This is a genomic window from Rhodococcus sp. WB9 (genome assembly GCF_007558985.1).
GTDB classification, from domain to species: domain Bacteria; phylum Actinomycetota; class Actinomycetes; order Mycobacteriales; family Mycobacteriaceae; genus Rhodococcus_F; species Rhodococcus_F opacus.
Genome location: NZ_CP041769.1, coordinates 6,300,430 through 6,312,029 on the forward strand (window position 1 = coordinate 6,300,430; position 11,600 = coordinate 6,312,029).

Genomic DNA, 11,600 nt, shown 5'->3' on the forward strand with positions numbered 1-11,600 from the left:
AGCTTTTCACAACCCTGTTCGGTATGCCCTTCCGGGCAACGGTCAGTTGCAGACGACCCATGTCTCGCCGTCCCGCGTCAATTGCCAGGTATCCGTCGTCTCGCCCTTGCCGTCGTCGGCGCTGACCCGGACCTCCGCCCGGGCACGATCCCCGTTGACCTCGGACGACTCGACGCCCTGCAGCGTCACCTCACCTTCCCGGTCCCGGAGCACCGACCTGTCGTCGGACCACGACGGGCAGACCAACGTCTTCTGCAGATCGGCGTCGTCGTGGTTGTGGGCCTGGATGAAGTCGGCGACCGAACGGTTGATGCGGTCCGCTTCCGTGACGTTCTCGTCGGCGGGCGAGAGCCTGCTGGACACGACGATGGCCACGAGGATGACGACGATCACGGTGACGGCGGCGATGAACGGCACCGCCGTGGTGCGCCGGGGATCCACCGGATCTTCGGTGCCTCCCGCGTCGCGCTGGGGCGATTCGCTCGAACCGGACATGACTTCCCTTCGATCTCGGCGTGGCCACGAGTGTATAGAGCAGCCCCTACAAATCGTGTTTGTGACCCCCCAACGCGAAGGCGACTACCCTCTACAGGCGTGCGTGCCGAGAATGGGCGCTGCCCTGTCGCCGCACCTCGGCCACCCGATTAGGCTGGGCTTAATTTAAGCTGAGGTTTCGTTGTCCGCCCATCAGAAGGTAGTTCGCTCCAGATGACTGATCAGACACGTCCGTTGCGCGTTGCGATCGTGGGTGCCGGCCCCGCCGGTATCTACGCAGCCGACGCTCTCATGAAATCCGATGCCGCGTCTGACGGCGGGATCAGCATCGACCTCTTCGAGCGGATGCCTGCCCCCTTCGGTCTGATCCGGTACGGCGTCGCACCTGACCACCCGCGCATCAAGGGCATCATCACCGCCCTGCACAAGGTGCTCGACAAGCCGTCGGTGCGCCTGCTGGGCAACATCGACTACGGCAGCGACATCACCCTCGAAGACCTGCACAACTTCTACGACGCGGTGATCTTCTCCACCGGCGCCAACGCCGACCGCGCCCTCAACATCCCGGGCATCGAACTCGACGGCAGCTACGGCGCCGCCGACTTCGTCTCCTGGTACGACGGCCACCCCGACGTCCCGCGCACCTGGCCCCTCGAGGCCGAGAAGGTCGCCGTCCTCGGTGTCGGCAACGTCGCCCTCGACATCGCCCGCGTCCTCGCCAAGACCGGCGACGAACTGCTGCCGACGGAGATCCCCGCCAACGTCTACGAGGGACTCAAGGCCAACAAGGCCGTCGAGGTCCACGTATTCGGTCGCCGCGGACCCGCGCAGGCCAAGTTCACCCCCCTCGAGCTGCGTGAACTCGACCACTCGCCGACGATCGAGGTCATCGTCGATCCCGAGGACATCGACTACGACGAGGGCTCCGAGCAGGCGCGCCGCAATTCCAAGCAGGTCGACATGGTCGCCAACACCCTGCAGGACTGGGCCATCCGCGACGTGGGTAACCGTCCGCACAAGCTGTTCCTGCACTTCTTCGAATCACCCACCGAGGTGCTCGGCGAGGACGGCAAGGTCGTCGGTCTGCGCACCGAGCGCACCCAGCTCGACGGCACCGGCAACGTCAAGGGCACCGGCAAGTTCAACGACTGGGACGTGCAGGCCGTGTACCGCGCGGTGGGCTACCTGTCGCAGAACATCGCGAAGCTCCCGTTCGACGAGCAGGCAGGCACCGTCCCGAACGAGGCCGGACGCGTCATCGCCGACGACTCCGCCGAGGGCAACGACCGGTTCATGCCCGCCACCTACGTCACCGGCTGGATCAAGCGCGGCCCGGTCGGCCTGATCGGCCACACCAAGGGCGACGCGAACGAGACCGTCGCGAACCTCCTCGAGGACCGGGCCGGTTTCGCCGAGCCCGCCAACCCGCGCGAGGACGCGATCATCGAGTTCCTCGAGAGCAAGCAGGTCCCGTACACCACCTGGCAGGGCTGGTACCGCCTCGACGCGCACGAGCGCAGCCTGGGCGAGCCCGAGGGCCGTGAGCGGATCAAGGTCGTCGAGCGCGAGGACATGCTCAAGGCAAGCGAGCCCGACAAGGCCTGATCTTCCGAACCGGTGTGAAGGGAACCTCCTGCGGGAGGTTCCCTTCCGTCGTCTCAGGCCAGGTGTGACGACAGCGCCCGCAACGCCGTGAGCAGTTCCTCGGCGGACATCGCGTGGTCGGGATCCACCAGCCACTGCTCCGCGACGCCGAGCAGCAGCGCCTGGTAGAGAGCGCCCAGCGTGTGTGCCCGGCCCGGCTCGATGCCCGCGTCACCGAACAGTTCGACCAGCCCTTCGCGGGCATCGGCGGTCGACGCCACCAGGTTCTTTCTCAATTCCGGCAGGGAATCCAGGTGCCCGAGCAGTTCGAACTGCAGCATCCACAACCGACGATGGGCGGTGAACGACTCGATGACACCGGTCCAGATGGCTTCGAACCGTTCCGTCGGACTCATGCCGGGTTCGATCTTCCTCCCGGCGGCCGTCGCGAGGTCGTCCCCCCAGCGCTCCATCTCCCGGTACAGCGCGGCGTGGAGCAGCGCCTCCTTGGTGCCGAAGTGATAGCCGATCGCCGCGAGGCTCACCCCGGAGGCCGACGCGATGTCCCGGGCCGTCGTCCGCGAGTATCCCTTTTCGTACAGGCTGCGCGTGGCGCCGTCGATCAGGTCTTCGCGATTTCCCATGACCTCACCCTAATGAGCCTGAGACGTATGTGTAGGACACTTGTACCAACGCTCGCGGACGGCTCCGCCACGAAGCGTGTCCCCGCACAAGGCAGGATATAAATCGTGTTTGACGCCCACGTTCACATCATCGACCCCCGGTTCCCGGTGGTCGAGAACCACGGCTACCTCCCGGAGCCGTTCACCATCGCCGACTACCGGGCGCGCACGGCAGGCTTCGGTGTGGACGGCGGCGCCGTCGTCACGGCCTCGTACCAGGGAACCGATCAGAACTACCTGAAGGCGGCGCTCGAGGAACTCGGCCCCAGCTGGGTGGGCGTCACCCAGCTGGAGCCCGACGCCACCGACGAGAGCATCCTCGAACTCGACCGCGCCGGGGTCCGGGCCGTCCGATTCAACCTCCGGCGCAGCGCGACCGACGTGAAACTCCTCACCAAGCAGGCCCTCCGCGCGTACGAGCTGGCCGGCTGGCACGCCGAGTTCTACGTGGACGCCACGCTGCTGCTGTCGCTCGAGCCGGTGTTCGCCAAGCTCCCCGCCGTGTGCATCGACCACCTGGGGATGTCGACACGGGGCCTGCCGTACCTTCTCGATCTCGTCGACCGCGGAGTCCGGGTGAAGGCCACCGGGTTCGGGCGGACCACCATCGAGAACGTCGGCGACGTGCTGCGCAAGATCCACGCCGTCAACCCCGAGGCACTGATGTTCGGCACCGACCTACCGGGCAGCCGTTCCCGAAGAGTGTTCCAGGACAGCGACATCGACATCGTCGCGGACGCGGTGGGTGACGACTTCGACGCCGTCATGGGCGGCAACGCACGCGCCTGGTACCGCTGCGACGCTCCCGGAGGAACCTGCTAGCACGCAGGACCCTTCACGCAGGACCCTTGTCAACAGCCTTCCATCTGCGCGCTGTTCATCGACACCATCTCGGCCACCGGCGGCGTCTGCGGCTGCGCCACCAGCCACATGTTGTAGTTGTTCATTTCCTCGCAGTCCAGCTGTTCCCGGCGTTCCTGCCGCCGCTCACGCTGCCGGTCGTCCATCTGGTCGTCGTTCCGGTCGACGGCGATGGCACCGGTGCTCGATCCGTTGGCCTGCCGTTCGAGCCCCCGGACGCCGTCGGCGGTCATGATCCAGCCGAGTGTGTAATCGGCCCCGTCGTGGTTGGTGGTTGCGCGGAACATGCCCTCGTCGGCAGCGGCCGGGTGCGCCACGAACGCCTTGTCGGGCATACCCGGCGCGCTGACCTGCCCCGTCACGGTGCCGTCACTCATCGACGCGGTGAGTGTCGCTCCGTCCGGCGAAGACAGCGACGCCTTGTCGCCGTCCATGGTGCCGGTCATCCATTTCCACATCTGGTCTCCGTCGCACAGGAAGGCGATCATCTCGTCGCCGGACCTGGCCAGCGCGACGTACGCGTCGGTTCCGTCGACCGAACCGACGTAGGTCGGCTCCATCTGTGGGGTCATCACGAAGGGGGATGGAACCTTCTCCATCATGTTCGACACGGGCGCCGCTTCGCCGCTGCTCGTGGCGGCTGTGCTGGTGGTGCTCGGCGCCGCCGAGTCGGACGAGTCGTCGCCGCAGCCGCTCAGGGAGAGGGCCACGGCAGCCAGGGGCGCCAGGATCCAGGTCATCTTCTTGTTCACGGCGTATTCCTCCGCTAGCCGGGAAGATCAACATCCGCGTTTCATCATCGCAGGTGGAGGACGCTTCTGGATACCCCTCGGCGACGATTTCGACCGACCTACGTCGCGACCACCGCAGCCAGCCACACACCCGAAGCGATCAGGGCGCCGAGCAGTTCGATCAGCATCGACAGTCCGACGGCCTTGCAGGCGTGCCACGTCGACGCCCACGCCCGGTTGTGCGCACGCAACCGGTAGAGCTCCGCCACATACGTTCCCGCGATGAAACCGAGGAACAATCCCACCACGGGAACGACGAAGAACCCCACGATCCCGGCCAGTCCGCCGACGATCAGCGACATATTGGGCACCCCGGCCGTGCGCATCCGTTTACCGGGCCAGGTGTATTTGACGACGCCGCTGATCACGAGGAACACCGTTGCGACCGCGAACACCGTCCACGCCGTCGCGCCGCCGGTCATGATGGCCCACACCAGGATTGCGGCGAAAATGAGGATCGTGCCGGGCAGGATCGGGATGACGATTCCGACGAGCCCGACGGCGATGGCCAGGCCGACGAGGAGTTCGGCGCCCGGACTCACGCGACAGGCTCGACGCGGGACGCTGCCTCCCGCGCGCGGCTGCGCGCGGTCTCGACGTCCGGCCCCGTGGACACGGCGACGCCCATTCGCCTGCGCACGAAACTCTCGGGCTTGCCGAACAGCCGCAGGTCCGTCTCGGGGACCGCCATCGCGTCGGCGACGCCCTCGAAGCCGATACCGGCGGCGTCGACGCCGCCGTAGATCACCGCGGACGCACCGGGTGTCGTCAGGGTGGTGTCGACGGGCAGGCCGAGGATGGCGCGGGCATGCAGTTCGAACTCCGAGAGTCGTTGTGTCCGAAGGGTGACCAACCCCGTGTCGTGCGGGCGCGGACTGACCTCCGAGAAGTAGACGTCGTCACCCTTCACGAACAGTTCCACACCGAAGATCCCGCGGCCGCCCAGCGCCGTGGTCACCTTCTCGGCCACCTCCCGCGACCGGGCGAGTGCCGCGTCGCTCATCGGTTGCGGCTGCCACGACTCCACGTAATCGCCCGAGTCCTGCAGGTGCCCGATGGGCTCGCAGAAGAAGGTGCCCACCTCGCCGTCGGCATCGATCGCCCGGACGGTGAGCTGGGTGATCTCGTAGTCGAAGTCGACGAACCCTTCCACGATGACGCGGCCGTGATTGATGCGGCCGCCCGCGAGCGCGTACTCCCAGGCCGTCTCGACGTCGCCGGCGTCGCGCACCGTGGACTGCCCCTTGCCGGACGACGACATCACCGGCTTGATCACGCAGGGAAAACCGATGCGTTCGGTGGCCGCCCGGACCTCCTCGAGCGATTCGGCGAACTCGTAGGGCGACGTCGGCAACCCCAGCTCCTCCGCCGCGAGGCGCCGGATCCCCTCGCGGTTCATGGTCAGCTGCGTCGCCCGTGCGGTGGGGATGACCACCGCGGTGCCGCGCTCCTCGACGGTGGCCAGCGCGTCCGTGGCGATCGCCTCGATCTCGGGGACCACGAAGTGGGGTCGTTCCTCCTCGACGAGACGCAACAGCGCCTCCGGGTCGCTCATGTCGATCGTGTGCGCGCGGTGCGCCACCTGGTGGCCCGGCGCGTTGTCGTAGCGGTCGACGGCGATCACCTCGACCCCCAGCCGCTGCAGGGCGATGATCACTTCCTTGCCCAGCTCACCCGACCCGAGCAGCATCACGCGCGTCGCGCCTGCCGTCAGAGGTGTACCGAACCGTACGGGTGCCTGTTCACGCATGGTCACAACTATATGCGGGCATGCTTTCGCGCCGACGCCTACTTCAGCAGCCGCGACATCCGGCGGTCGGCGAGCACCTTGCCTCCGGTCTGACACGTCGCGCAGTACTGAAAAGACTTCTCCGCGAACGACACTTCCCGGACGGTGTCGCCGCAGACGGGACAGGGGAGGCCGGTCCGGGCGTGCACTCGCATCCCGGATCGCTTCTCCCCCTTCAGCCGCGCCGCGTCCTGGCCGAGCGACCTCTGGACGGCGTCGCTGAGCACCGACCGCATCGCGTCGTACAGCACGTGCACCTGGTCCTCCGGCAGGGTGCGGGACGTGGCGAACGGGGAAATCTTTGCGGTGTGCAGGATTTCGTCGGAGTACGCGTTGCCGACCCCGGCGAGCAGCGACTGGTCGACGAGTGCATTCTTGATACGCGCCGACGTCGTGGACAGCAGCGCCGCGAACTCGGGTTCGGTGACGGCGAGGGCGTCGGGTCCGAGCCGGGCGATCCCCTCCACCTCCTGAGGGTCGTGCACCACCCACACCGCGAGCCGTTTCTTCGTGCCCGCCTCGGTGAGGTCGAACGCCGGCGTCGCGCCCTCCGGGGTGAAGAAGTGCACCCGCAGCGCCAGCGGACCCTTCCCCGGTTTCGGCGGCGCCGCCGACGGGTTGTCGGTCCAGCGCAACCAGCCCCCACGCGAGAGGTGGGTGACGAGCCACAATCCGGAGCAGTCGAGTGCGAGGTGCTTGCCGAACCGGGCCGCGCCCGTCACGTCGCGACCCTGCAGGTCGGTGATGGGGGGATCGAACGTCTTCAGCACGCTCAGGGCCGCCACGTCCACTCGGCCGACGACCGCTCCCACGGCGTGTTCACGCAGGAACTCGGCTAACGCCTCCACCTCGGGCAGCTCGGGCATGGTCCCAGGCTAACGGTAGGTGAGCGCCGAAGTGTGCTCCTCAGCGCTTTCTCACTCACCTGCGGAGGAGATAGGTGTCCATGATCCAGCCCTTGCGTTCGCGCAATTCGGCGCGCACCCGCTGGATCTCGTCCTCGACGTCGCGCAGGCGACCGGAGATCAGCACCTCGTCGGGTGTGCCGAGGTAGGCGCCCCACCAGATCTGGACGTCGTCGCCGGGGACCTGGGTGAACGTGCAGTGGGCGTCGAGCATGACCACCGCGTTGTCGACACCGTCGGGCAGACCCTCGGCCAGTCGCCTGCCGGTCGTGATGTGCACGGGTTCGCCGATCCGGTTGAGCACGATCCGGTGCTGCGCGGCCAGCGACTGCACACTGGTGACGCCGGGGATCACCGAGTAGTCGAACGACACGTTGCCGCGGGCGAGCACCCGCTCGACGATCCGCAGCGTGCTGTCGTAGAGAGAAGGGTCACCCCACACGAGGATCGCGCCGACCCCCGGCTCGGACGCGAACTCGGCCTCGAACAGTGCCGCCCGGCGCTCGTGCCAGTCGTCGACCACGCCCTCGTAGTCGGACGGCGTGCGGTCGCGGGGCGGATCGACGATGTCCACGACGCGGTACGGGCCGGTGACGTGCTCCTCGAGGATCGCGGTTCGGAGATCGACGAGGTCCTGCTTCTCGTCGCCCTTGCCGATGACGAAGAACACATCGGCCTTGTTCATCGCCTTGATCGCCTGGACCGTCACCTGGTCGGGGTCGCCGGCGCCGATGCCGATCACGAAGAGTTCACGCATGGGCGCAGGCTATCGCTCGTGCGCCTTTCCGGTTGTTCCAGCTACCGAAAAGGCGCACGGGCGCGAAGCGCCTAAACTGGACGCCGTGACTGTGCCGACCCCGTACGAAGACCTGCTCCGACTCGTCATGGACACGGGCACCCCGAAGGCAGACCGCACCGGGACCGGCACGAAGAGCGTCTTCGGTCATCAGATGCGCTGGAACCTCGCGGACGGGTTTCCGCTGATCACCACGAAGAAGGTGCACCTCAAGTCGATCGTGTACGAACTGTTGTGGTTCCTGCGCGGCGATTCCAACGTGAAGTGGCTTCAGGACAACGGCGTCACGATTTGGGACGAGTGGGCGGACGCGGACGGCGAGCTGGGCCCCGTCTACGGCGTGCAGTGGCGCAGCTGGCCGACCCCGTCGGGCGAGCACATCGACCAGATCAGTCAGACGATCGAGACGCTGAAGTCGAACCCGGACTCACGTCGCATCATCGTGTCGGCGTGGAATGTGAGTGACATTCCGCAGATGGCCCTGGCGCCGTGCCACGCGTTCTTCCAGTTCTACGTCGCGGACGGCAAGCTGTCGTGCCAGCTGTACCAGCGCAGCGCCGACCTGTTCCTGGGCGTGCCGTTCAACATCGCGAGTTACGCGCTCCTCACCCACATGGTGGCGCAGCAGGCCGGGCTCGAAGCGGGCGACTTCATCTGGACGGGCGGCGACTGCCACATCTACGACAATCACGTCGACCAGGTCACCGAGCAGTTGAGCCGGAAGCCGTTGCCGTATCCCACGCTGAAACTGCACAAGCGGGATTCGATCTTCGACTACACCTTCGAGGACGTGGAGATCGTCGACTACCGGCATCACCCCGCCATCAAGGCGCCGGTGGCCATCTAGTGGCGGCGCGGCAGGTCAAGCTGGTCTGGGCCCAGGGCGTCGGCGGCGTCATCGGTCGCGACAACACGATCCCGTGGCACGTCCCCGAGGACATGGCGTACTTCAAGAAGGTGACGCAGGGGCACCCGGTGATCATGGGCCGCAGGACGTGGGACTCGCTGCCCCCGAGGTTCCGGCCCCTGCCCGGGCGGCGCAACATCGTGATCAGCCGTCAGCCCGACTGGACCGCGGAGGGTGCCGAGTCCGCCGACGGGCTCGACTCCGCACTCGCGCTCACCGACGAGGACGTCTGCGTCATCGGCGGCGCGCAGATCTACACGGCGGCAATGCCGTTCGCCACGCAGCTACTGGTCTCCGAGATCGACGTCACGATCGACGGCGACGCCTGGGCACCCCCGATCGACGACTCCTGGCACGCGCAGGACACCGGTGAGTGGCTCACGTCGGCGAAGAACGGCACCCGGTACCGGTGGATCACCTACACCCGGGCATTACCTGCGAGGTAATTGAGAGCATTCGGCTTCGGCGCGAGTCTGAGTGACGTACCCGTTCACTCGTCTCATGTGAGGACCGCCGACATGATCGCCGCACTCGAAACCCGCACCGCCCTCTCCCCACTGCGCCTCGCCCTCCGCGTCGACGCCGTCGTCACCGGCGCCAACGGCGTCGCCTACCTCGCCGCCGCCACCGTGCTCGACGACGTCCTCGGCCCGACAGCCGGCTTCCTGCGTGCCATCGGCATCTTCCTGCTCGTCTTCACCGCCGGGGTGTGGGCGGTGAGCGTGCCGGACCGTCCCGCGCCGGCCGCGGTGGACGCCGTCGTCCTCGCGAACGTCGTCTGGGTGGGCGCGAGCGTGGCCCTGGTGCTCATGCAATCGCAGCACCTCACCAACGTCGGCGTCGTCTGGGTGCTGCTGCAGGCCGTGGTGGTCGGCGCGTTCGCCGCGGCCCAGGGCTGGGCCCTCACCCGGCGCTGACCGACGCCCCCTTTGCCGCCGCACCGTTACCCCATTCGACGGGTGACGGTGCGCGCAGTGGTTCATACTCACCTCATGGACAAGAAGTCACTGACCGCCCTTGCCCGTCAGCAACTGAAGTTGGCAGGCGGGACGTCCAGCGGCCGCAGTTCGCAGACCGTGTACGGCGGACATCGGCGCAGCCTCCGACAGACCGTCATCGCCTTGGCCGCGGGTCAGAAGATGGCAGAGCACGAGAGCCCGGGCGAGGCCACCCTGTTCATTCTCAGCGGCAAACTGAACCTCGTGTCCGGCGAGGACTCGTGGAAGGGTTCCACCGGCGATCTGCTGGTCCTTCCGACCGATCGGCACAGCGTCGAGGCGATCGAGGACGTCGCGTTCCTGCTCACCGTCGCCATGTGACGGCCGCTTCGCGGACACCGCGGGCCACCACCGCTCGCCGGTATCGTCGGTACCGGCACGCACAGCAGTGGAGACGCAGGAGAACGCATGACCGAATCCCAGCCGGTGATCGAGGTGGCCGTCGCCGCGGCGCCCTCGGTGGTGTGGCAGGCCCTGCGCGACCCGGAGTTGATCCGACGCTGGCACGGCTGGGACTACGCCGGCCTGGCCGACGAGATCAGGGAAATCTATTTCGACGACGTGACCGAGGACGCCGCCGCCTTCACCCTCGCCCTGAACGGCGCCGACAAGTTCAGCCTCCACGAGCACGAGGGCACCACACTGGTGCGGATCACCCGCCCGCCCCGCAGCGGCGACCCCGCCGCGGACGACTGGTACGACGACGTCACCGAGGGCTGGACCACGTTCCTGCAGTTCCTCAAATTCGGCATCGAGCGGCACGGACTCGACGAGCGTCGCACGCTGTTCCTCGAAGGCCCGGTCGCGGAGGGTGATTCGGCGCGGCACCTGCTCGGCCTCGACAAGCTCGAGGGCATGACGGTCGGCGATCATTTCACCGTGGTCGCCGAGACGGGCGATCTGATGCACGGGGTGGTGTGTTTCGTGGGCGAACACCAGACCGCGGTGAGTGTCGACGACCTCGGCCCGGGACTGTTGCAGTTCGGCGAGCAGCCCGTCAACGCGGCACGTCCCCACGGCGGTGCGCAGATCCTGCTGGCGGCCTACGACCTGGACGACGAGGAGTGGGCCGAACTCGACGAGCGCTGGAGAGAGTGGTGGCAGGCCCGGCCGGGGGCCGAACCTGCCACCTGAGTTCTCGAACGGTCAAGCGAGCACGGTGCCCAGCGTGGGCCACCAGATCGTGCTCTTGACGACGTTCGGTCCCACCTGGTGGTTCAGCGAGCCGTACACGGCCGCCACGACCAGACCGCTGCCGAGCCCGGCCACCGGTGGCGAGGAGACGACCGTGGGAACCGCGACGTTGTTCTGGTCCAGCTTCACGATGCCGCTGGCACCGGTGGCGAAGCTGTAGTAGACGACGTCGAGTTCGGCGCCGGTCTGGTCGTTCGCGATGACGCCCGGTCCGCCGAAGAATCCGAAGCGGAACTGGTTGCTCATGTTGGTCGCCACGCCCGCTCCGTACAGCTGTCCGAGGACCGGACCGCCCTGCCCGGTGTCGGAGTACGCGGGGATCTGGAAGATCTGGCCCGGAAGGGCGATGTTCGTCGCCGCGGTGTCGGTCGGCGACGCGGCGAGTCGCTCGATGGCGGCCTCGGCCTCGGGGTTACCGGCGGCGACGGTGCGCAGCTTCGCGATCGCGGTGGCCGGGTCGACGACGGGAGCGGAATCTGCGGGCTGCGCCGACACGACGCCGGTGAACATCATCGTCGCTGCCACTGCAGCGGTCAGACCTGCCGCGACCCGTCGTCCGAAGTGCCGTCGATTCATTCTTCTTCTCCCTCGTCACGT

General features: G+C 67.4%; 15 protein-coding genes. 7 read left to right on the top strand and 8 right to left on the bottom strand.

The window, feature by feature from the left end; all coding sequences use genetic code 11:
- Window positions 1-42: 42 nt before the first annotated feature.
- Entirely contained in the window at window positions 43-495 is a 453-nt protein-coding gene (locus FND50_RS29380) for a hypothetical protein (RefSeq protein ID WP_144288017.1), read from the bottom strand.
- Between the two features lie 213 nt (window positions 496-708).
- Here FND50_RS29380 and FND50_RS29385 point away from each other — a divergent pair, with 213 nt between their 5' ends.
- The gene (locus FND50_RS29385) at window positions 709-2,100 is read left to right on the top strand and encodes an FAD-dependent oxidoreductase (protein ID WP_144288018.1); all 1,392 of its coding nucleotides are present in this window, start codon (window positions 709-711) and stop codon (window positions 2,098-2,100) included.
- Window positions 2,101-2,153: 53 nt separating this feature from the next.
- Here the strand turns inward: FND50_RS29385 and FND50_RS29390 are convergent, their stop codons facing one another.
- Window positions 2,154-2,723 (bottom strand): TetR/AcrR family transcriptional regulator, encoded by a 570-nt coding sequence (locus FND50_RS29390; protein ID WP_144288019.1) that lies wholly within the window; start codon window positions 2,721-2,723, stop codon window positions 2,154-2,156.
- A 105-nt stretch (window positions 2,724-2,828) separates the two neighbouring features.
- Between FND50_RS29390 and FND50_RS29395 the strand changes: the two genes are divergently transcribed.
- On the top strand, window positions 2,829-3,584 hold the full coding sequence (locus FND50_RS29395; RefSeq protein ID WP_144288020.1) for an amidohydrolase: 756 nt from the start codon (window positions 2,829-2,831) through the stop codon (window positions 3,582-3,584).
- Between the two features lie 29 nt (window positions 3,585-3,613).
- Here FND50_RS29395 and FND50_RS29400 read toward each other — a convergent pair whose 3' ends face one another.
- From FND50_RS29400 to cobF, 5 genes are all read right to left on the bottom strand, one after another.
- Window positions 3,614-4,375 (bottom strand): hypothetical protein, encoded by a 762-nt coding sequence (locus tag FND50_RS29400; RefSeq protein ID WP_144288021.1) that lies wholly within the window; start codon window positions 4,373-4,375, stop codon window positions 3,614-3,616.
- Window positions 4,376-4,473: 98 nt separating this feature from the next.
- Window positions 4,474-4,956, bottom strand: a complete 483-nt coding sequence (locus FND50_RS29405; RefSeq protein WP_054245474.1) for a DUF456 domain-containing protein — start codon at window positions 4,954-4,956, stop codon at window positions 4,474-4,476.
- A complete protein-coding gene (purT, locus tag FND50_RS29410) occupies window positions 4,953-6,164 on the bottom strand; it encodes a formate-dependent phosphoribosylglycinamide formyltransferase (RefSeq protein ID WP_144288022.1) in 1,212 nt (403 codons plus the stop codon). The genes FND50_RS29405 and purT overlap by 4 nt, the downstream gene beginning before the upstream one ends.
- Window positions 6,165-6,202: 38 nt before the next feature.
- A complete protein-coding gene (locus FND50_RS29415; RefSeq protein WP_005251638.1) occupies window positions 6,203-7,069 on the bottom strand; it encodes an Fpg/Nei family DNA glycosylase in 867 nt (288 codons plus the stop codon).
- Window positions 7,070-7,124: 55 nt separating this feature from the next.
- The gene (gene cobF / locus FND50_RS29420) at window positions 7,125-7,865 is read right to left on the bottom strand and encodes a precorrin-6A synthase (deacetylating) (RefSeq protein ID WP_144288023.1); all 741 of its coding nucleotides are present in this window, start codon (window positions 7,863-7,865) and stop codon (window positions 7,125-7,127) included.
- A gap of 85 nt (window positions 7,866-7,950) precedes the next feature.
- Here cobF and FND50_RS29425 point away from each other — a divergent pair, with 85 nt between their 5' ends.
- The 5 genes from FND50_RS29425 (at window position 7,951) to FND50_RS29445 (ending at window position 10,943) form a co-directional block, all read left to right on the top strand.
- Window positions 7,951-8,751, top strand: a complete 801-nt coding sequence (locus tag FND50_RS29425; protein WP_144288024.1) for a thymidylate synthase — start codon at window positions 7,951-7,953, stop codon at window positions 8,749-8,751.
- The gene (locus FND50_RS29430) at window positions 8,751-9,257 is read left to right on the top strand and encodes a dihydrofolate reductase (RefSeq protein WP_005254207.1); all 507 of its coding nucleotides are present in this window, start codon (window positions 8,751-8,753) and stop codon (window positions 9,255-9,257) included. Before FND50_RS29425 ends, FND50_RS29430 begins: the two co-directional genes overlap by 1 nt.
- 72 nt (window positions 9,258-9,329) lie before the next feature.
- On the top strand, window positions 9,330-9,728 hold the full coding sequence (locus FND50_RS29435) for a hypothetical protein (RefSeq protein ID WP_144288025.1): 399 nt from the start codon (window positions 9,330-9,332) through the stop codon (window positions 9,726-9,728).
- A gap of 75 nt (window positions 9,729-9,803) precedes the next feature.
- Window positions 9,804-10,130, top strand: a complete 327-nt coding sequence (locus tag FND50_RS29440) for a cupin domain-containing protein (RefSeq protein ID WP_005254209.1) — start codon at window positions 9,804-9,806, stop codon at window positions 10,128-10,130.
- Between the two features lie 87 nt (window positions 10,131-10,217).
- Window positions 10,218-10,943 carry a hypothetical protein gene (locus FND50_RS29445; protein WP_144288026.1) on the top strand — a complete coding sequence of 242 codons (726 nt, stop codon included), beginning with the start codon at window positions 10,218-10,220 and terminating at the stop codon, window positions 10,941-10,943.
- Window positions 10,944-10,955: 12 nt separating this feature from the next.
- On the opposite strand, the gene FND50_RS29450 is transcribed toward FND50_RS29445, so the two are convergent.
- Window positions 10,956-11,579, bottom strand: coding sequence for a hypothetical protein (locus FND50_RS29450; RefSeq protein ID WP_005254211.1), 624 nt, complete (start codon window positions 11,577-11,579; stop codon window positions 10,956-10,958).
- Window positions 11,580-11,600 lie beyond the last annotated feature (21 nt).